This is a genomic window from Aeromonas sp. MR16, assembly GCF_022549315.1.
Taxonomy (GTDB): Bacteria; Pseudomonadota; Gammaproteobacteria; order Enterobacterales; family Aeromonadaceae; genus Aeromonas; species Aeromonas aquatica.
The window spans coordinates 1-19,863 of record NZ_JAKZFK010000013.1; the positions used below are offsets into that span (position 1 = coordinate 1).

The 19,863-nt window shown below is 62.4% G+C and carries 11 protein-coding genes, 1 pseudogene and 2 riboswitches; of the genes and pseudogenes, 3 read left to right on the plus strand and 9 right to left on the minus strand.

Annotation, left to right across the window (positions count from 1 at the left end; genetic code table 11):
• From MM194_RS11430 to MM194_RS11460, 7 genes and pseudogenes are all read right to left on the minus strand, one after another.
• A pseudogene (locus tag MM194_RS11430) lies at nt 1-185 on the minus strand (IS3 family transposase); the annotation flags it as partial.
• A 152-nt stretch (nt 186-337) separates the two neighbouring features.
• The gene (locus MM194_RS11435) at nt 338-2,713 is read right to left on the minus strand and encodes a M66 family metalloprotease (RefSeq protein WP_347006504.1); all 2,376 of its coding nucleotides are present in this window, start codon (nt 2,711-2,713) and stop codon (nt 338-340) included.
• Nucleotides 2,714-2,910: 197 nt separating this feature from the next.
• A complete protein-coding gene (locus tag MM194_RS11440) occupies nt 2,911-5,601 on the minus strand; it encodes a carbohydrate-binding protein (protein WP_052100977.1) in 2,691 nt (896 codons plus the stop codon).
• A gap of 367 nt (nt 5,602-5,968) precedes the next feature.
• A riboswitch (cyclic di-GMP riboswitch) is annotated at nt 5,969-6,054 on the minus strand.
• Between the two features lie 328 nt (nt 6,055-6,382).
• A complete protein-coding gene (locus MM194_RS11445; protein ID WP_033130604.1) occupies nt 6,383-8,983 on the minus strand; it encodes a glycosyl hydrolase family 18 protein in 2,601 nt (866 codons plus the stop codon).
• Nucleotides 8,984-9,094: 111 nt separating this feature from the next.
• Nucleotides 9,095-9,181, minus strand: a riboswitch (cyclic di-GMP riboswitch).
• A 201-nt stretch (nt 9,182-9,382) separates the two neighbouring features.
• Nucleotides 9,383-12,880, minus strand: coding sequence for a PAS domain-containing hybrid sensor histidine kinase/response regulator (locus tag MM194_RS11450; RefSeq protein ID WP_241343627.1), 3,498 nt, complete (start codon nt 12,878-12,880; stop codon nt 9,383-9,385).
• Between the two features lie 78 nt (nt 12,881-12,958).
• Nucleotides 12,959-14,101 (minus strand): 3-phenylpropionate MFS transporter, encoded by a 1,143-nt coding sequence (locus MM194_RS11455; protein WP_241343628.1) that lies wholly within the window; start codon nt 14,099-14,101, stop codon nt 12,959-12,961.
• Between the two features lie 251 nt (nt 14,102-14,352).
• Nucleotides 14,353-16,446 (minus strand): TonB-dependent hemoglobin/transferrin/lactoferrin family receptor, encoded by a 2,094-nt coding sequence (locus tag MM194_RS11460; RefSeq protein WP_241343629.1) that lies wholly within the window; start codon nt 16,444-16,446, stop codon nt 14,353-14,355.
• Between the two features lie 201 nt (nt 16,447-16,647).
• On the opposite strand from MM194_RS11460, the gene MM194_RS11465 reads away from it, so the two are divergent.
• Genes MM194_RS11465 through MM194_RS11475 form a run of 3 tightly spaced genes read left to right on the plus strand, consistent with a single transcriptional unit; the run spans nt 16,648 to nt 18,629 of the window.
• Nucleotides 16,648-17,625 carry a ChaN family lipoprotein gene (locus tag MM194_RS11465; protein ID WP_241343630.1) on the plus strand — a complete coding sequence of 326 codons (978 nt, stop codon included), beginning with the start codon at nt 16,648-16,650 and terminating at the stop codon, nt 17,623-17,625.
• A gap of 20 nt (nt 17,626-17,645) precedes the next feature.
• A complete protein-coding gene (locus tag MM194_RS11470) occupies nt 17,646-18,197 on the plus strand; it encodes a cysteine hydrolase family protein (RefSeq protein ID WP_241343631.1) in 552 nt (183 codons plus the stop codon).
• 39 nt (nt 18,198-18,236) lie between these two features.
• Nucleotides 18,237-18,629, plus strand: coding sequence for a hypothetical protein (locus tag MM194_RS11475; RefSeq protein ID WP_241343632.1), 393 nt, complete (start codon nt 18,237-18,239; stop codon nt 18,627-18,629).
• 71 nt (nt 18,630-18,700) lie between these two features.
• Here the strand turns inward: MM194_RS11475 and hutZ are convergent, their stop codons facing one another.
• Both hutZ and hutX read right to left on the minus strand, forming a co-directional pair.
• Nucleotides 18,701-19,258, minus strand: coding sequence for a heme utilization protein HutZ (gene hutZ / locus MM194_RS11480; protein WP_033130597.1), 558 nt, complete (start codon nt 19,256-19,258; stop codon nt 18,701-18,703).
• The gene (gene hutX / locus MM194_RS11485) at nt 19,255-19,767 is read right to left on the minus strand and encodes a heme utilization cystosolic carrier protein HutX (RefSeq protein WP_033130596.1); all 513 of its coding nucleotides are present in this window, start codon (nt 19,765-19,767) and stop codon (nt 19,255-19,257) included. The genes hutZ and hutX overlap by 4 nt, the downstream gene beginning before the upstream one ends.
• Nucleotides 19,768-19,863 lie beyond the last annotated feature (96 nt).

Consider the following 19,863-nt stretch of genomic DNA (forward strand, 5'->3'; position numbering starts at 1 on the left):
GCCCCCTGGCTCCAATCTTGCCGACCATGTTTACGCAACCATACCAGAATGGTCGAATTGCCCTGAATGCCATAACGGGCCTGAGCCTGTTTGTAGGTGAGCTCGCCTTTTTCAATCTGCTCGACCACGGCTAATTTAAAGGTCAGCGAGTAATCGCGCTGTGTCCGTTTCACACCTTGTCCCATCGGGCTCTCCATTTATGTGGGGGAAAGGTGTAAACCATATTCAGGACGGGACACTTCCATGAAAAAAGGCCCCGAGGGGCCTTTTTTTATTGCACAACTCATCGGCTTATAGCGCTATATAACACTACTAAAGCCAACAAAATTAGCGCGAATCACTGCTGTAACGGGCGTCCGTTGACGGTGTAACTGAGCGTCTCGCCCGGCTCTGAAATAGCCTGCTGACCCAACGTCCTCCCGGCGCAGATCACGCTGGCGCGGTACGGATCGCTCGCCGTCGGCACATTGACGTGGAACTTGTTCATCAGGTTGACACTTTGGCGGTGATTGGCCAGCCGGAACTGCAAGGTACCGTCGCGAGTCTCCACCTGCAGCTGGCAGTCCCCCGTCGTCATGCGAGCGGCATCATCCCCATAGCTGAAGCCATAGGCGCCGTGCAACGCCGAGTAGATGTAGCTCGGCAACTGGCCCTGGGGATCGTAATAGCCCACCAGCGTCGTCACCGGCACCCCGAACGCCTGCGGCTTGCGCGGAACCCGCAGATCCACCACAGGCCCCTCATTCCAGCGGCTACCGTCCGAGGTGTAGCTCTTCTTGAAGCCACGGGAGACGGTGATCTGCTGCCCATTGATGAAGAGCACGCTGTTGTAGCTGGCCCCGTGATCCAGGGTCAGGATGCGGCCCGCATTGGCGGCCGAGGCGGGGGGCGGCTGGATATTGCGGGTCCAGTTGCCATCCCACATGGCCACCCTGACCAGGTCATACTCCGCCAGCAAAGCCGCCAGTTTCGTCTCATCGAGGCTGTTCATCGGGGCGTTGACCTGCTCGAGCACTTCTACCCTGTGTTCATAGGGCTTCATGGCGGCGGTGGCGGCATCCCATTTGCTGAACCCCGTTGGCGAATTGGCATCGAACACCGCCTTGCTCTCGAGGAAACGCTGGATGATGGCGGCCGAGTTGGGGGTGTAGAGGGTGAAGCGGTTGAAGCCGGAAAGAGGGGCCCCCCCCGCCATGGCGTCGAAACCGAACGGCCGACCGTCGAAGGGCGCCTGGCACTGGCCATCGAGACAAGCACTCTGGCCGTTGCGGCTGGCGCCAAAATTGGGGATGAAGCGGTTCTTGTCCCCATCCCAACCCCAGCTCGAATTGGCCGCCTCGGCGCTGCGATGCACCGAGCCGGCGAAGCCCCCCACATAGTGGCCGAGGCCATAGTTGTGACCCACCTCGTGACTGAACTCGTTGCCAAGGGAACTGTCGAGGGTGACGATGCCACCCCCGCCCGAGCCACCGTGCACCTGAACCCCGTTGGCGTACTTGCCGCGGCTGTTGTGGGCCGCCAGCTGGGCCACCACATAGGGGTGGCTGCTCTCCCCCTCGCCGGCGGTGCTGTTGATGCCGTAGTTTGCGTTGTCGATGCCCAGAGAGATGAGCTCCTTGCCGATGCGCTGGCGCATGGTGCCCTCGTGCCAGCCCCCCTGGCCGGGATCGAAATCGGTGAGCAGGGTGCCATCCGGCAGCATCACCTCGGCCAAGGACAGAGGCTCGTACTGGCTGACGATCAACCGGCTGGTGGGCACCGTCTGGAAATACTCGCGGTGCGCCTCGGGATCCCCGGCAAAAGCGAACTGGTTGCGGGGGGAGGTCAGCATGCCGATGTCGATGGTGTGGATCAGCAGCTCGCTCGGAGCACCGATCTGCAAGTCCGTCAGCTCACCGCTGAGCCCGCCCTGGCTGAGTTGCAGGCTGATACCTGGCTGGATCCAGTCGGCGGGCAGCACTGCGCTCCAGGCATCGACTGCATAGCGGATGCCGTTGTTCTCAAGCTCCCCGTCCCGGATCCACTGGCCGCCCACAAACTTGAACTGCAGGGTCTGGCCACGGGAGAGCGTCACCTGACGGCCGCTGTAATAAAGGGTCGAGTTGTAACCGGCGTTGGAGACCAAGCGCACCATCTTGCCCTCCAACGCGGCGCCGCCCGGCAGATGGATATCCCTGACCCAGCGTCCATCGGCGGTCTGGATGGTCACCAGGGCATGGGGCTGCAAGCGGCTCAGCAGGAAGGCACCGGCGGGGTCACTCAGCTTTGCCAGCTCGCTGCTGCTGTTGATGAGGCCACTGCTGCCCGGCCCCGGCGTGAAGTCGACCCCCTCCTCCGGCGAGCCGTCGAGGTAATAGGCCGTCTTCGGCAACTGCTCAGGCGGTGCCAGGGCCAGGGTGCCGAGCGTTTGCCCCGCACCATCTCGCGCCGTCACCATCATCGGCACAGCGCTCTCGGCTTGCAAGGGCCTGACCAGAAGCAGGCTCTTGCGCTGGGCCGTGAGCCTTGGCTGGCTGTCTCCCTCGGCGACATGGGCCGGCAGGATCTGGCTCTGGGCAAACTGCACCTGCGCCGCCAGCGTGCCTTGCAGATCGTTGGTCGGTGGCTGGGTATTGAAGGGCAAGGAAGTGGGGGCCTGAACGACGGCCAGCAAGGGGCCACTCGCCAAGGCGGCCATGATCAGACTAGCTAACTGTGTTTTTTTCATTGTTATGGTTCTCATTTTTAGGGGCATGTCCACATGCCCTGTTGCAGGAATCATTACAAAATGGACGTCGGAGGCTCGGTCCTACACCAAGCACCCGGCCTGAGAATCGGTTCTGGTTGTCGCGCTGCGGCATGGCCGCAGGCTGAAACAGGAGTGGAAAAAGGAATGGGGCGCCAGGGCCCCATTCCATGGGGGACGGGTAATCAGTTACAGCTGGCAGTACCCTGATCCAGCCAGACATCGTGCTTGCCCGGCTCGTTGCCTTTGGTCCAGTACTTGGCTTTCCATTTGCGGCCATTGTGGGTACTGATGTCTCCCCCGTTGTAGGCCACACCGGCATTCCAGCCGAGCTGCACCTGGCTCACCAGCCGCCACTGATCGGCGCTCTGGCTTGGCTCGTTGCCCTGGGTCCAGTACTTCGCTTGCCATACCAGCTGGTTGTGGCTCACGTTGGTATCGGCGTTGTAGACGGTGCTGGCGTTCCAGGCCGGGGTATTGGCCGCTTCCGGATCGGTGACACTGCATTCACCGCCGCCACTTGCCGGGGTGACGGTGAGCCGGGTCTGACCCTCGGCATCCAAGGCGCCATCGGTCACGGTGACCGTCAGGTCATAATCCGTGTTGACCGTCACGCTCGGGGCCGTGACCACCAGGGTCGCACTGTTCTGGCCGCTGGCACTGAGGCCGGCCGGCACTGTCCACTGGTAGCTGAGTGCATCACCATTGGGGTCGGTGGCACTGGCGGTAATGCTTGTCTGCTTGCCCGCCTGCACAGAGGCTGGCGCAGACACTGTCACCACGGGGGGCAGGTTAGGAGGAGGCGCCTGGTGGGTCACCGCCACCCGATCCGAACCATCGAGTCCCTGTTCGTCGGTGACGGTCAGCTCGAACGCCAACTGAGTATCCTGAGAGACGGTCCCGAGGTTCACTCTGGCCTGCACCTTGTCGGCATCGCTCAGCGTCACCTGTGGGCCGACGACCTGGCGCCATTGGTAGCGCAAGGCACCGTTCTCCGGATCCCGGGAGGCGGCGCCATCGAGCACCAGCTCGGCCGGGCCCGTGGTGCTCATGTCGCCACCGGCGTTGGCCAGGGGCGGCAGATTGACCGCAGGTGGCGGCAGCTCTGGTTCGTCATTGCGCTCGCTCACCCCCGCATCACCAGCCGCGATCCTGGCCTCTATGGTCTGGTGCATGGTGCGCCACTGGTAACCGAAGAAGACCCCCTCAAACCGCCCTCCCGTCATGATGTTGCTCATCCGATAAGGCTCGTCTCCCGTGTGTGCCAACCCCAGGTTGTGGCCCAGCTCGTGGCTCAGGGTCAACGACTGCCCATGGACGGTGAGGTTGCCAGGGCAAGCGTATCGATAGCCCGCGCGCGGCGCACCATCTGTGGCCCCCAAACCGACAGAGAGACCATTCCCCTGGTAGCTGCATGTCTTGCTGTCATCCTTGTAGCCGCGCAGCACATAGATGTTGGAGAAGACCCGATCCGCGTTCGGGATCCAGCCCTCCTGTAGCGGCGCCGTTAGCTCCACAGCACTGGGTTCGTAGGCCTGACCATCGCCATTCTTGTCCCATTCGTGCACCAGCACGCCGTTGTCCACCCAGCTGAGGCGGATGTTGTAGGGGGCAAAACGTCGGCTCATGTCCGCCATGATGATGGCACCATCGTCCCACAGGTGACTCTGGCGCTCGCCGGGGAAGGCGATGTAGCTGTAGGAGACGCTGACCTCCTTGGGGCTGGTAACAAACAATCGCACTTGATCCACCAGACGATCATCGGCCAGGATCTCGAGGGTAGTCTCACCCTCTGCCAGCCCCTGTAGCACCAGCCGATCCTGGGTCGCTCCCGGTACCAGTTGCAGACTGACCAGTTCGGGGTTGGCGATGCGATAACTCAGGGCCACCGGCTGCGGACCCGGCACCTTGCCGATCAACAGGGCCTCTTGCTCCCCCCGGCTGCTGAGCAGCTTCTGCTTCAGGGCAGAGTTGAAACCGGGATCGAAGGCCAGCCGGTTGGCAGGATCGGGCAGCACCAAAGCATAGGGGTTTGCCTCGCGCGATTGCTGCCCCTCGGCCATCAACCAGAGTTCCCCCTCCTCGTTGGCACGAAAACCCTGTTCGAACTGGCCGGTCAGATAGGTCAGGATGAACTCGTAGTCCCGATCGGCCCGCAGCTTGATGGGGGCGGTCGGGGTCAACTGCTTGCCTGATACGAGCAAGACGCTACCTTCGTAGGCTGGCTCGCCGCTCTCGATGTCGGTGAGGCGCAGGCTGAACTGACGGTTGTTGCCGCCCCAGATCCCCTCCTGCACCTTGAAGGTCGTGATCTCCAGCTCGTCCCCACTCAGGGGGTGCTCGGTTGAGGCGATACGGATCGTTCGGCTCAGGCTCTGGCCGGGGATAAAACGCAGAAGACCGGTGGTTGTGGGGCTCTCCTGCCAGAGGCTACCCAGCTTGTTGAGCTCACTCGGCACGGCCACGGCGGGATCATAGACGGTGACGGGCAATGAGAAGGTTGTGGTGCTTGCGCCAACCTTCTGATAGCCCCCCATCTCGGGCAGGCCGTTATCCCGCACCTCGTATTTTGCCAGATAGCTGCCGACCTGCTGGGTGTTCACGCCGCTAAGCTGCTTGATGCGGCCGCTGAGATCCCCATCGTTCTCGTCCCAGGCCGTCATCTGGGGGGCGAAGGTCGCCCCAAGCGGCAGTTGCAAGACGAAGCCGTCGACCCAGGCCGCCTGGCTGTAAAGGCGTGGCTTGGTCTGATCCTTGCGCCACTCCCCGGTGATGGCGTTCTGCTGGGCCAGAGCCTGCGGCACCCACCCTGCCGCCAGCAGGGCGAGCATGCCCCCCTGCATCGCCAGATTTACCTTGTTTTTTTTCATCTGCATCGCGTTATTTCCCTATTTTTTGCGCCTGCCCGGGTGGCAGGCTCGTTGTTGTTATTGCGTTGACATGAGCACAGAGTTCAACCCCCTCCTCCTGCTGCTACTGGCGGCGATCTCCTTGACCGGCGGGGCGTGAGCGGACGGGTTGAGCTCGGTGATGGCGAGCCGGGTTTCACCCCAGCCGAGGCGGGGTCTGCCAGGAGTGGCGGCATAAAGGGGAGACAAACAGAGCGCCAACCAAAGAGGTCGGCAGCGCGGGGGATGGACTTTGCATGGCGAGTAATCCTTTTTCGTTATTAGTCAATACGATAAGGACAAGGCAACCAGTAGATGAGGCAGGATCTTCCCTTGGCAGAAGATCGATACGACCTGTGGCGGCCCCGCTGTCCTAGATCATGGATCCTTAGACCGGAAGCTTTGCGTCCCGGCTTTTCAACCGGTTTGCCCTTATACACAAATTAATCAGTAGTGCGCCGCGATTATTCTCTATCGGCGCAGTCACTGCAAATTACTGAACGGGAGCTTAACTATGTGTTATATCAACAAATGCCATACAGGCAGGGTTAAGCTCGGTGTTAGACCGGATATCAACCGTCAAAATCACTATTTGGACGGTATTTTTAAGATGAAAATATTTTTTCATCTTAATGAAAAAATGATTAATTGAGTCAACAAGATTCACGCTGATGGCCATGGCTGGCGGTTTATCCGCCCCGAGCTGAGGTCAGCCCGCAAAGCGCCACAGGAGAAAGGAATGGGGCCCAGGCCCCATTCCTGATGGCAATCAGTTGCAGCTGGCAGCCCCCTGATCGGCCCAGACCGATGCCTTGCCGGGCTCATCGCCCTTGGTCCAGTACTGGGCCTTCCACTTGCGTCCGTTGTGGTTGGTGAGATCCCCGGCGTTGTAGGCCACAGTGGCATTCCAGCCGAGCTGCACCTGGCTCACCAGCTTCCACTGATCGGCGCTCTGGCTTGGCTCGTTGCCCTGGGTCCAGTACTTGGCCTGCCACACCAACTGCTTGTGGCTCACCTTGTCATTGGTGTTGTAGACGGTGCCGGCACTCCAGGCCGGCCAGTTGGCTGCATCGGGATCGGTTGCCTCGCAGCCGCCACCTGTACTCGCTGGCTTGACGGTCAGGCGGGTGCCAGCGCTGGCGTCCAGTGCCCCGTCGGTGACCACCAGGGTCAAGTCATAGGTGGTATCGCTAGTCACGCTCGGGCCTGTGACCACCAGGGTCGCACTGTTCTGACCGGTGGCGGTGAGACCCGCTGGCAGGCTCCACTGGTAGCTCAGCACATCACCGTTCGGATCGGAGGCGGTGGCCTTGATGGTCACCTGCTTGCCGGATTCGACGCTGACGGAGGCCGGCACTGTCACCACGGGTGGCAGGTTCGGCTGCGGCGCCTTGTTGGTCACCACCACCTGATCCTTGGCCACGAGGTTGTGGTCGTCGGTGACGGTCAGCTCGAACACCAGGTTGATGTCGGCACTGACGGCATCCAGCACCACACGGGCCTTCGCCTGAGTAGCATCGAGCAGGGAAGCCTGCGGGCCCGAAACCTGCTTCCAGCTATAGCTCAGCACACCGTTCTCGGGGTCATGGGAGGCACTGCCATTGAGGGTCACCTCGGCCGGGCCGGTGACGCTCAGATCGCTACCGGCATTGGCCACCGGCGGCTTGTTGACCGGTGGCGTGGTGCCGCCGTCCCCATTGCCGAGCCCCTCGTGCATGGCGTTGAGGATGTCGCCGTTGTCCGCATCGATCTCCCAGGCGAACAGGCCGCCGAGCTGGTTGGCCAGCACGTACTGCCCCTTGGCCTTGACCGAGCGATCGTTGTCGAAGCTGATGAGCTCGCCGGTGCTGGCCTTGAAGACGTAGGGAGCCTCGGCCACCTCGTCATACCCCTGCTCCCAGCCGGCGCCCATGCGGTTGTTGACGATGTCGCGGTAATCCACCACGCCATTCTCCCAGGTGCCCTTGACGGGGCCGGTGGCGGTGCCGGTGAAGGGATTACCGGCCTGGTAGCCGTTGACCCCGGTCCAGCCACGGCCATACATGGCCGCACCGACCACTATCTTGCCCGGCGTCACCCCCTGACCGAGCAGCGCCTTGACACCCTTGTCGGTGGTGTACTTGGTGGCGGGATCCCAGCTCGATGCAAACAGGTTGGTCTGGTGAGCCAGGTTCTTCAGATCGAAGGCGCCACTGAAGTCGTAACTCATCAGGAAGATGTGATCCATGTACTGCTGGGCCGCTTGATAGTCCACCTTGGCAATCTTGTCACCACCGGCGCTGATGGCCGAGGTGAGCTCGTACTGGCGACCGGTCTCGGCTTCCAGCTCATCGAGCATGACGCGCAGCTCTTTCATCAACGCCACATAGGTGGCGCCATCGTTCGGGCCGCCCAGGTTGGGGTTGGCACCCTGTCCGCCCGGGAACTCCCAGTCGATGTCCACCCCATCGAAGAACTTCCAGGTCTGCAGGTACTCCTTCATGGAGGCGACGAAGGTGTCGCGCTTGGCCTTGTCACTGAAGAAATAGAAGGGGTCGGACAGTGTCCAGCCCCCCACGGAGGGGAGGATCTTGAGGTCGGGGTTGGCCTTCTTGAGGGCCATCAGGTTGCCGAAGTTGCCCTTGTAGGGCTCATCGAAGGCGGTGAGATTACCCTGCCCCATCTGGACGGCGGCCCAGGGATCGTGGATGGAGACCTTGAAGTCCTCGCGACCGGCACAGGAGCGCTGCAGCGCCTCGAAGCTGCCGGAGATCTCCTTGAGGCTATCGTTGATGCCGTTACCGCCACAGATGGGGGTGAAGCCATAGAGGATGTGAGTCAGGTTCTTGGCCGGGATCTTGTCCACGGTGAACTTGCGGCCATAGACGCCCCACTCCACGTAGTAGGCCCCCACCACCTTGCCGGACTTGTTGGTATAAGGCTTGTTGTTCTCTTGCAGCGGCGCATTGAGCGGCGCCAGGTGGCTGCCGTCCGTGTCGGCCACCACTATCTCCTTCTTGTCGGAGAGGGTGCAGCCATCGGCGTTGCACAGGGCCACTTGCATCTGGTAGCGGCCGCCCTTGGTGACCTTGAAGTTGGCGGTACCCGCGGCGGAGGCGGGACCGGACCACACCTCCTTGCCATCGAGCAGTACCTTGGCGGTCTGGCCCACATCGCCGGACCAGAGGTTCCAGGTTACGCTGACGGGAGCACCATCCTTATGGACGGTGACCAGCTTGTTGTAGGAGGTAGCGGCCTGATCGACCTGGATGATGGCAAACTTGGTCTCACCCCAACCGATGGTGGGTTTGCCGGGGGCGGCAGCGAGAGCAGAGGTAGAACAGAGCCCCCCGACCAGCAATGCCAGCAGGGAATGTTTTGGACTGAACATAGTTGAACTTCCTTATTTCGTTATTGGTATGAGCAACGAAAAAGGCAACGCAACCTGACAGGTAACGCAGACGACATCGACACCATGGCTTGGCCCATGGACGATACAACCTGTGGTGGCCCCGCTATCCTAGGTACTTTGACCCTTAGACCGGAGGCTTTGCGTCCCGGACTTTCGTCCGGTTTGCCTTTTTACACAACTTGATTTGCGATGAAAATAATCGCCGAATGACTATAGATGAGAGAAATGGCCCCGCCACCTAGTAGAAATGACAGTGAAAGGGACTCACGATTCATAGATGGCAGCGAACACGCCTGCAAAATCACGACATACGCGTCGATATCTCGAAATTAGAACTGTTGCCCCTCTGCCGAGCAATGATGGGTTCTGTGATTCCAGTCACGCAACGGGCAGCAACAAGCTGTTCATCAGCGCCCGCAGCTTGAGGGGCTTGACCGGTTTGCTGACGTAACCGAAGCCGTGCTCGCGGATCTGCGCCTGCAGCTCGCTCTTGCGATCCGCGCTGATGATGATGCCGCCGATGCCATTGCCGTGGGCCAACCGGATCATGTGCAGCGCCTGCAACCCGGTCTTGCCGTCATCCAGGTGATAATCCGACAACACCAGTTGTGGCAGGAAGCCGTCACCGATGAGTGCCTGCGCCTGCTCCAGACTCTGGGCGCACATCACCTCGCAGCCCCAGCGCCCCAGCAGGGAGTGCATGGCGGTGAGGATGTCCTCCTCGTTGTCGATGCAGAGGATCCTGATCCCCTCCAGCTGGCTGTCCCGCACCGCCGGAGCCGTCGCCTGGCTGGGCATCACGGGCCGGGTCGCGAGATTTAACGTAATGGCGAACACGGATCCCGCCTGTGGCCAGCTGCGCAGGGAGAGCGGGTGACCCAAGACCAGCGAGATGCCGCGGGCGATGGCGAGCCCCAGCCCCAGTCCCTGCTCCCTGGCGGTGCGCGAATGATCGAGGCGGGAGAACTCGTCAAAGATCGCCTCCTGCTTGTCGAGGGGGATGCCGGGGCCATTGTCCCACACCTCGATGCGCACCTTGTCCCCCAGCCGACGGCAGCCGAGCAGCACTCGGCCCCCCGGGTTGTAGCGAAACGCATTGGTGAGGAAGTTCTGCAGCACCCGGCGCAGCAGGCGCACGTCGCTGTAGACCGCGAGCTTGCTCTCCACCACCGAGAACTGGATCTCCCCCGCCTGGGCCAGCACCCCGAACTCCGCCTTGAGGTTGTCGAGCACGTCTCGCAGGGCGAAATCGAGCTTCCTGGCCTTGAACTTGCCGGCCTCGAGCCGGGAGATGTCGAGCAAGTCGGTGATGAGGTCCTCGGTCGCCCCCAGGGCATCGTCGATGTGGCGGGCGATGCGGACCTGCTCTGCCCTCTGATCCACTCCCTGCTCCCCCTCCTGGGGCAGCATCTCCAGCAGGGAGGAGGTGAACAGCTTGGCCGCGTTCAGCGGTTGGGTCAGATCGTGGCTCACCGCCGCCAGGAAGCGGCTCTTGGAGTGGTTGGCCCGCTCCACCTGCTGATTCACCAGCAGAAGCTGACGGTTGAGCTCGGATAGCTCGTGGGTGCGCTCGGCCACCCGCGCCTCCAGGTGTTCGTTGGCCTCTCGCAGCACCCGCTCCGCCGCCCGGAAGGGAGTGATGTCGGTGAAGGTCATGACGAAACCGCCGGCCGGCATGGGGTTGCCCTGCATCTCGATCACCCGCCCATCCGGTCGCTCCCGCGCCGAGACGTGGGGGCTGCCGCGCTGCATGAAGGCGACCCGGCGCGCCACATGAGCCTCCAGCTCGCCCGGACCGCACAGCCCCTGCTCGGCGTTGTAGCGGATGATCTCCTCGATGGAGCGCCCCACCTGGATGAGACCGGGGGGATAGTGGAACAGCTCTATGTAGCGCCGGTTCCAGGCCACCAGCTTGAGTTCCCTGTCCACCACCGAGATCCCCTGCCCCATGTGTTCGATGGCACCCTGCAGCAGGCCCCGGTTGAAGCGAAACACATCCGAGGCCTCGTCCACTATGGTGGCGATCTCCTCGAGTTGCATGTTGCGCCCCTGCAGGGCCGAGGCCAGCACCAGCCGGGCGGACGAGGCGCCAAAGACCCCGGCCAGCAGCCGCTCGGTGTGGGCGATAAGCTCCGCCGACGCCTGCATCTGGGGGGCCAGGGTTCCGCCGCGTTCACCGGCGAAGCGGCCGAAAGCGCGCTTGACCCGGCTCGAGCCGACGAAGCGGGCCGCCAGCATCTCCAGCTCCTTGACCGAGACCCGCGCCTGATAGAGCGCCGCCAGATCCCGGCTCGGCTTGCCGACGAAATTCGCCGCCTGCAGCCGCTCGCTCACCGCCGCCCGCGACAACAAGGAGCCCGCCACATAGCCGAGCAGGTTGAGCAGCAGGCTCAGGAAGATGCACCAGGCTCCTAGGCTCAGATCGCGAAAAGCGGGCCAGTCCGGCGGCGCCAGCAGCGCCTCCAGCGGCGAGCCCGCCAGCAACCCGCTCTCCGCCAGCAGGGTGAGGAACCAGAGGCTGACCCCGAGCGCGAGGCCAAGGTAGACCCCCTTGCGGTTGCCGTGTCGCCAGTAGAGACCGAGCAGCAGCGCCGGGGCGAACTGGGCCACGGCGCCGAACGACAGGTAGCCGATGCGCGACAGGCTGGTGAGATCGCCGAGCCAGAGATAGAGCGCCCAGGCCGCCAACAGGATCAGCAGGATGGCGCCACGGCGCACCTGCAGCAGCAACCGCATCAACCGCTCGTCCCGCCCCTGTTGCCAGAAGCGGCGCAGCAATACCGGCAGCACCAGATCGTTGCTGACCATGATCGCCAGGGCGATGGTGCAGACGATCACCATGCCGGTGGCCGCCGAGGTACCGCCGAGAAACGCCAGCATCGCCATGCCGTCGTAGCCCAGCGACATGGGGAGGCTGATCACATAGGTATCCGAGCCCATGCCGGCCCCCACCCACTGCTTGCCCGCCAGCGCCAGCGGCCAGATGAAGAGCCCCATCAGGAACAGGTAGAGCGGGAACAGCCAGCGCGCCCAGTGCAGATCCTGACCCTGGTTGTTCTCCACCACAGTCACGTGGAACTGGCGCGGCAGGCAGATGACGGCGCACATGGCGACCAGGGTATAGATGGCGAGCTCCAGCAGGCTGCCCGGGGTAACCGCCACCACGGCATCGAGAAAGTCGCGGGTCACCTGGGCGTGGGCCGGGCTCGGCTTGGCGATGATGAGCCAGAGCGCGAAGCCCCCCACCCCCATGAAGGCGAGCAGCTTGACCACGGATTCGAAGGCGATGGCCACCACCATACCGCGGTGGTGCTCGGTGGCATCCAGGTTGCGGGTACCGAACAAGATGCTGAACAGCGCCAGCAACAGGGCGACGCCGAGGGCCAGCCCGGCGCTGTTGCCAGCTGTCGAACCCAGGGTACCGACGGGCACAGCGTTGGCCATCAGCAGGTCCAGCCCGGTGACGATCGCCTTGAGCTGCAGCACCAGGTAGGGAAGTATGCCCATGATGGCGATCAGGCTGATCACCATGGCGAGGCGCTGGGACTTGCCATAGCGGGCGGCGATGAAGTCGGCGATGGAGGTGATGTGCTCGCGCTTGGCCACCAGGATGAGCCGGGCCAGCAGGCGCCAGCCGAACAGGAACACCAGCATGGGGCCGAGGTAGATGGGCACGGGGGACCAGGGAGATTCGCTGGCCTGGCCGACGGTACCGAAGAAGGTCCAGGAGGTGCAGTAGACCGCCAGCGACAGGCTATAAAGCAGGGGTTGCCCCTTGGGCCGGCGGCGCTTGTTCTTGTCCGCCACGAAGGCGATGAGGAACAACAAGCCCAGATAGGCGAGCGACAACCCGATCAGCAGCCATCCTTGGTGCATCTACCTTATTCCCCTGTCCAGATATGTTGAGAGCCGCGCCAGTCTAGAACCCTGACGAGGCCGTGTCATCCTGCTCGCTCAGGCCGTTGCCCCTTCGGCCGCCGTGCGCAAACGCAGGAAGAAGACCGGCAGCACCACCAGGATCATGATGAAGAAAATTCCCCCACCGAGTGGCTCGAACAACAGGCCGCACAGCGCCATCAGTGCCGCCACCGTGATGCCAAGACCCAGTGCTGCGTAGAGTGCCTGGGTGGGAATGAGCTGCTCGGGGGGCAGTTGGCGGGTCATGAAGCGGATAGCCCCCAGGTGGCTGACGCAGAAGGTGACAGCATGCAGCAACTGGCCGAGCACCAGCACCCACAGCTCGCTGGAGGCGCCGAGCAGGCTCCAGCGCACCACGCAGCCGATGGCGCCGACCAGGAACAGGGTCTGGGCCCCGAAACGCTGGAGGAAGCGCTTGTCGGCGGCAAACATGCAGATCTCCGCCACCACCCCCAGCGCCCACAGATAGCCGATAATGGTGCCGCTGTAGCCTTCGGCCTTCCAGTAGATGGCGCTGAAACCGTAGTAGGCAGCATGACTGCCTTGTAACAGGGCGGTGATCAGCAGAAAACGCCGTACCGGCGCGGATTTAAGGGTCTCCTTCAGCGAGGCCTTGGCCCGCTCCCCTTGCAACTCCTGTGGCGCGGGCCGCAGCGGCAGCGCGCTCAGCATCAACATCAGCAGTAGCCCGGCCACCATGGTGTGCAGCACCCAGTCGCTGCCAAAATTGCCGACCAGGGCGCCGACCAGGGTGGAGGCGACGATAAAGGCGAAGGAGCCACACAGCCGCACCTTGCCGTAATCGAGGTGGGCCTGCACCACCATGCGGGTGGCCAGCGCCTCCCCCATGGGCATCAGGGTCGGGTAGATGAAGTTCGCCACCAGGGTCAGCACCACCAGCCACCAGAGCTGATGGCTGACATAGAATCCGAGGAAGGCCAGCAGGCTCAGCACACAGAGCAGCCGGGTGACGGGCAACAGGTGCCCAGCGCCTTTGAGCTGTCCCATTACCACCAGGTTGCCGGCGAAACGGATCGCCATGCCCGCCCCGAGCAGCAGGCCGATCTGCTCGGCGCTCACCCCTATTCCCTCCAGCCAGAGCGACCAGAACGGCAGATAGGCGCCATAAACGAAGTAGAAGGCACCAAAGAACAGGGCTAACCAGGAGAAGGCAGGCATAGGGACTCGACCAAGGTGCATGGGGGACAAATGATAACCGATTTTGGCGCGCCGATCCCCTCGCGCGGGAGAGAATAAACATCATAAATATCAACAGCGTTAAACCCTTGTCCCGGCCCTGCTTCATTGAGTCACGCCACCTCTGCTGGCGGCGCAATCCTCCGGCTCAGATTACCTTTTGGGTCGGCGCACAATAGGCAAAACGAGAAAGGGGCCCAAGGGCCCCTTCGTCATCACAGTCAGGTTGAGTATCAGAACACGTACTTGACGCGGGCGCTCAGGTTGCGGCCCGGCTCGGTCTGGTTGGTGGTATCGCTGGTCGCACTCAGGCCGGTGATGCTCTCGTAGTTGACGTATTCCTTGTCAAACAGGTTGAAGACACCGACGTTGAGCTGCAGATCCTGCATCGGCTTGAACTGGGCGTAGATGTCCACCACACCCCAGCCGGCGCTCTTGATGTTGTCGTTGCCGCGGGAATCCTTGCCCACCTTGTCCATGTCATCGGCGAAGCGCAGGGCGGTGTTGAGGTTCCAGTTCGGCTGTTCCAGGCGCAGGCCAAGGCTGCCGTTGAGCGGGCTCAGGCTGTTGATGTAGTTGCCATCCCCATCCTTGCCTTCGATGTAGGCCAGGTTGCCCCAGATATTGACCAGATCATTGAGCCAGTAATCGGCCTTGGCCTCGACCCCCTTGGTGGTCGCCTTGTCCAGGTTCTGATACTGATAGATGGCGGTGCGGCCTTCCATGCCGATCTGGGCCAGCTCAATGAAGTCCTCGAACTTGTTGTAGAAGGTCGCCACTTCGTAGCTGAAGCCACCGGCGCTGCCACGTACCCCCAGATCGATACCGTCGCTGCTCTCGGGCTTGAGGTCCGGGTTCGGCTCGATGCGATAACCGTACGCCTGATGGTTCAGGGTGGAGAAGGCGTTGTCATACATGGGTGCCTTGAAACCGTGGCTGTACTGGGCAAACAGGTTGGCCGCCTCGTGCGCCTTGAACACCAGCCCCAGCTTGGGTGAGAACTCCCCTTCGGAGAACTTCTTGAGCTTCTCGCCGGTGTAAGCCGGATCTTCGTCCGGGGTCATCTTGTAGTATTCGTAACGGGCACCTGGGGTCAGCACCCAGCGCTCGCCAAACTTGATCTCGTCAAAGGCCCAGAGTGCGGCGCGCTCGCTGGTGGTGGACGGGAAGCTCAGCTCGTTGTAGCCGACGAAGTCACCGGGCTTGGTCGGCGCCTTGAAACGGGTCCGCTCGTTGTCGGTGTGCTCATACTCGACGCCCCAGGCCAAACGCTGGCTGGCGAGGGCCTTGCTGAATTTCACCTGAGCCCCCAGGCTCTCCTGGTCGAAGCCGTTGCTGTCCAGGGAGTTCTTGGTCACATAAGGGTTGTTCGGGCTGACCGGATACTTGGAAGAGGCATACTGATCCAGGGTCTGCTTGGTACGAGCGTAATAGAGCTTGCTGTCGACCCGATCGGCCCAGACCTGGTTCAGGGCCAGGCCATGATCCAGCATCAGGGAGAGGTTGTCGGTGTCCTTGTCGGTGATCGGCTGCTTGAAGACGGAGCCCGCCTTGGTCAGATCGACGGCGTCCGGATCCTGTCCCTCGGTGAAGTAGTCGACGGTCAGTTTCAGGAACTGATCGTCGCTGACATTCCACTGGCTCTTGAACAGCACGGCCTGGCTGACGATGTCGAATTCGTTCTTGTCACTGTCGTAGTTCTGGGTCACACCGCCATCGCGCCAGGTGTAGCGCAGCAGACTCTCCACATCACCGGTACGCAGGGCGCCTGTGATGCCAGCCATGTTCTGGTGGCTGCTGGAGGCATAGCCCGTGGTCGCGTCCAGATAGCTGTCCCGGCCCTTGAGGAAATCGCTGGCGTCCTTGGTGGTGATGGCGATGACGCCACCCAGGGCATCGGAGCCGTAGGCGGCGGAGGCCGGCCCCTTGGCCACCTCAACCTGCTTGATCATGTCGGTATCGAAATAGGTCTGGCCTACCCCGCCGTTCTTGTAGGCGTCGTTCTGGCGCACCCCGTCCTGCACTATCTTGACCCGGTTCTCGCCCATGCCACGAATGACGAAGGTCTGGGCATCGCCCGCCCCGCCCAACACGGAAACACCCGGCTCGTAGCGGAACAGGTCGGCGACGTTGCTGACGACCTGCTCTTCGATCTGTTCGGAGGTGATGACGGAGATGGGGCCTGAGACATCTTCCAGTTTCTGCTCCATCCGGGAGCCGCTGACGACAATGACTTCATCGGCTTTCTTGTCTGCTGCGAAGACAGGGGAAGCAAGGCCCGCTGCCACGGCGAGAGCAATCAGTGAGGGGGTGTTGTTGTGCGCCACTGCAAAATCCTTATTGAGAATTATTATCAAGCGGAAGGCATATTACCCAGCTCGCAACAAAGATCAATAATAAAGTGAATCATTCTCATTTTCTTTTGTCGTGATTCAGTTTTACACTAGCCCCTCTTTTTTCCTGCTCGCCATGCTGCCATGGTATGGCGCGACTCCGTTTCCATTCTCTGCCATTGCTAGTGAGATACCATGACTCGACGACTGCCCCTGCTCGCCCTGCCCCTGCTGCTGGCCGCCTGTGCCACCCCGCCGCAGACAGAGGCACCCCGGACGCTCTATCACTACCAGCTCGGCGAAGGACAGGGCGATAAGCCACTCACCCTGACGCAGGCGCTGGACAAGGTGGCGGACGCCGACATCGTACTGGTCGGTGAGCTGCACACCCATCCGGCCGTGCACCTGTTGCAGGCTCGCCTGCTGGCGGGGCTGACCGAGCGCGCCCAGGCCGATGGCCGGGCGCAGGTACTCTCCATGGAGCAATTCAGCCGCGCCGATCAACCGACCCTGGACGCCTATCTCGCCGGCCGCATCGGCGAAGCGGCGCTCATTCGGGACGGCAACGCCTGGCCCAACTACCCGAGCGACTATCGCCCCCTGGTGGAGTTTGCCAAGGCGCAGCACCTGCCCGTTATCGCCGCCAACGCCCCCAAGCCGCTGGTCAGCTGTGTCGGCCAGGAGGGACCACAGTGGCTGGACAAGCTGCCCGCCAACCGCCGCAGCCAGCTCGCCCGAACGCTCACCCTGAGTGACGATGGCTACCGTCAGAAATTCATGGCCTCCCTGCATCACGGCGATGCCGACGGCAATGCCCGCCGCTTCGCCGCCCAGACCAGCTGGGATGACACCATGGCCGAGAGCATGGTCGACTACTTAGGCAAACACCCCGGCCAGCGCATCATGCACATCGCCGGCAACTTCCACGTGGAGGGGGGGCTTGGGATCGCGAGCCGCATAGCCAACCGCAACCCGGCCCTCAAGGTGGCGCTGATCGTGCCAGAAACGCCCTCACAGGCGGATGACAAGGCGCCAGCCGGCCGCGCCCCCGAGGTGAGGGTCCGGATCGCGCCCCTGCCGGAGCGCTGGCTAAATGCCGATGAAATGAAGCAAGATATGGGTGCGCTGCATCAATCCCGCAGCCGTGACTGCAGCCAGTGGTTGCAGCCCTGACAATCGCCTGAGGATCTCATATGGATGTGTTACTGGTCATTGACATGCAACAGGGGTTGTTCGATTCACCCCGCCATCAGGATGCGCAGGTCATCGCCAATATCAATCGACTGGCAGACGGCGTGCGCGCCAGCCAGGGGCGCGTCATCTATGTGCAGCACGACGAGCCGGGCTCGGAGCTCGAACCCCACAGCCCAGGTTGGCAACTGCATCGCGACCTGACCCCGGCCCCGGGGGAGAGCCGGGTACGCAAGACCGCCTGTGACAGCTTCCTCGACACCGAACTCGGCTTCCTGCTGGCAGAGCAGGCGGTGGACAGGCTGCTCATCAGTGGCTGTGCCACCGATTTTTGTGTCGACACCACGCTGCGCAGCGCCGCCAGCAAGGGATTCGACGTGACAGTGCTGACCGACGCCCATACCACGGCGGATCGCCCCCACCTCAGTGCGGAGCAGATCATCGAGCACCATCACTGGATGTGGCAGCACCTCAGCCTGTCAAAGGGCAGAAGCGTGACCCTGCTCACCACCGATCAGTTGCTCGGCGTCACGCAACCGGTATCGGCGTGTTAAGCTGCCCGCCCCTGTCGACCTGATCTGATGGAGTCTTCCTTGCGTCTATTGCCTGCCGTCGTCTGCATGCTGTTGTTATCGCCGCTCACCGCTTGCTCCAATCTGGCGGGATCGACACCGGATGGCCCGACGCCCCTGTTTCGCACCCACATCAACGAAGAGGGGAGCAAGCGCTTCACCTTCGAGGCCGCCCCGCTCGAGGTGCTGCCGAGTCGGTTGCAGGATGCCAATGACAACAGCAAGGCTCTGCTGGAGCGCCGGGAGGCGCTGCAGGACGAACAGCTGACCCAGACGCTCGCCACGCGCAAGTATTGCCGCGCCGGCTACATAGTCCTCAGCCAGACCTCCTGGAAGGTCCGGGGAGAATGCAACGAGACCGCCACCCAGGCCGATCGCAGCGCCTTCCCCAACCTGGCCTCCTGGCAAGACTGAACCTCCGCAGGATAATCCCATAAAAAAACGGGCAGCCCAGGCTGCCCGTTTTGTATCTCATGGCTGCACCATCAGACCGGCGCATCTGTCTCGCTGGTCAGCTCGGCGCCGTTGTCGACACGCTTGTGCCCTTCCACCAGATGGACAAAGTCCACCAGCTCGTCACCGGAGACACGGAACGCCTGGCCGAAGCCCTTGACGAACAGACCCTGCTCCGGCTTGAGGCGGAACAGCACGAAGTCCTTGAGGTTGGACAGCCCCTTGACGATATCGCCAAAGCGCCCTTCCAGGGCCCCGATGGCCTTGCCCCAACGCTCGTCATCCCGTGCCACCACTTCGGCGACCGCATCGAAGGTGAGACGCTTGCGGGCAAACAGCTCGCGGGCGCCATTCTCGTCTTCGATCAGCATCAGCGACACCTTGGGCACCTGTTGCAGGTTGCGGGCATGGCGGGCTATCTCGGAGATCAGCACATAGTAGCCATCTTCCTGCAGCACGAAGGGGGCATAGCTGGCATTGGGATTGCCTTCGCCATCCACGGTCGCGAGCTGCAGGGTACGGCAACCGTCACGAAACTCACGGATCTCCGGTTGCAGACGGTTCTGCAGACGTTCCTGACGTTCACTCATGCTTTCACTTCCTCATTATGCTGGCGGCGCAGGGCCATGAAGCGCTCCACCTGGTCCGGCAGCAGCTGACGCTGCTCGTCACGCCCCAGATAGACCTTGAAAATGCAACGCCCGCTGTGGCCAAAGAACTGGAAGGAGTGCCCCTCCTTGCCCATGAACAGCTTGCTGACCAGGGCGATGCCGACCACGTTGTCGAGCTTGAGGTGACCGTGCATCTCGCCGTCACGGCCCATCAGGTTGTAGTAACCGCGCGCGGTCTTGCCCTTGGGGAAGGGGGCCTTCACCTCGAAGATGGAGCCATCGGATTCGACTATGGTGGTCACCGGGCCCCAGCTGGCCAAGTCGGCCAGCAAGGCTTCCGCCTGCTCGGCCGGCACCAGGGTCACCAGCTCGGCGGGCAGGTGGCGCACCACCTCCCACTCGCTGACCGCCAGTTGGCTGGCGATGCTGGAGGGATGGGCGCCGGGATCTTGCTCCAGCAGCTCATGAATGCGTTGTGCAATGCTCATCGGTTCTCCCTTGGGATAATCTGGCTATTGTGCTCTGTATCGCGGCGGATACTGTAATAAAGCGGCGGCCCTAACGCAATTGATAATCGCTTTCAT

What these genes read in the sequence shown, in the direction of transcription:
- MM194_RS11440 (WP_052100977.1), bottom strand. Translation starts at nt 5,601, where the DNA reads ATGCAGATGAAAAAAAACAAGGTAAATCTGGCGATGCAGGGGGGCATG.
- hutZ (WP_033130597.1), bottom strand. Translation starts at nt 19,258, where the DNA reads ATGAGTGAACGTCAGGAACGTCTGCAGAACCGTCTGCAACCGGAGATC.
- MM194_RS11455 (WP_241343628.1), bottom strand. Translation starts at nt 14,101, where the DNA reads ATGCCTGCCTTCTCCTGGTTAGCCCTGTTCTTTGGTGCCTTCTACTTC.
- MM194_RS11470 (WP_241343631.1), top strand. Translation starts at nt 17,646, where the DNA reads ATGGATGTGTTACTGGTCATTGACATGCAACAGGGGTTGTTCGATTCA.
- MM194_RS11445 (WP_033130604.1), bottom strand. Translation starts at nt 8,983, where the DNA reads ATGTTCAGTCCAAAACATTCCCTGCTGGCATTGCTGGTCGGGGGGCTC.
- hutX (WP_033130596.1), bottom strand. Translation starts at nt 19,767, where the DNA reads ATGAGCATTGCACAACGCATTCATGAGCTGCTGGAGCAAGATCCCGGC.
- MM194_RS11465 (WP_241343630.1), top strand. Translation starts at nt 16,648, where the DNA reads ATGACTCGACGACTGCCCCTGCTCGCCCTGCCCCTGCTGCTGGCCGCC.
- MM194_RS11450 (WP_241343627.1), bottom strand. Translation starts at nt 12,880, where the DNA reads ATGCACCAAGGATGGCTGCTGATCGGGTTGTCGCTCGCCTATCTGGGC.